This window comes from Roseobacter sinensis, from assembly GCF_025755255.1.
Classification (GTDB): domain Bacteria; phylum Pseudomonadota; class Alphaproteobacteria; order Rhodobacterales; family Rhodobacteraceae; genus Roseobacter; species Roseobacter sinensis.
Map to the genome: position 1 here is coordinate 1 of NZ_JALIEB010000077.1, position 500 is coordinate 500.

Consider the following 500-nt stretch of genomic DNA (forward strand, 5'->3'; position numbering starts at 1 on the left):
GCCTGATTTAAGAGAGTGTCTGGCGCATCTGGCTTGATTGATGATGCGGCGGATTTGCGGTGAAGCGAACGTCGCGCTTCGATGGTCTTTCGTTTGATCCCTTCTCGTTGTTTCAGGATTGTATTGCCGCGCCCGAAGTAGACGCCGGCGGGTGTGAGGTTGCCGAGGCTCTCGTGGTATCGCCGGTGGTTGTAATGCTCGACGACGGCGTCGATCTGCTGCCTGAGATCGCCCGGCAGGACGTCGTTCTCCAGCAGGGCAGGGAGGATCAGGAAAGGCCCCAGTTGGGCGTTTCCCCGACGCACGTTCTTCAGGGTCTGATGCCAGCGCTCGTTCACGGGGCTTACGCGGCCCCACTGGGGCCCCGGTCCCGGTTCACTGCCCTGGGTTTGCGGGTGATCCGGCGCGCCACGGACATGATCCATCTGCTGGTCTTCGAGCCAATCGGCCAGTTCACCAGAGATGTAACTGGCGCCATTGTCCGAGAGCAGGCTTGGCTT

General features: G+C 61.2%; 1 protein-coding gene. It reads right to left on the minus strand.

All coding sequences use genetic code 11. The annotated features are described in order from the left end of the window. On the minus strand, positions 1 to 500 hold a 500-nt coding region (locus tag MUB52_RS23965), incomplete at both ends, for an integrase core domain-containing protein (protein ID WP_263846673.1).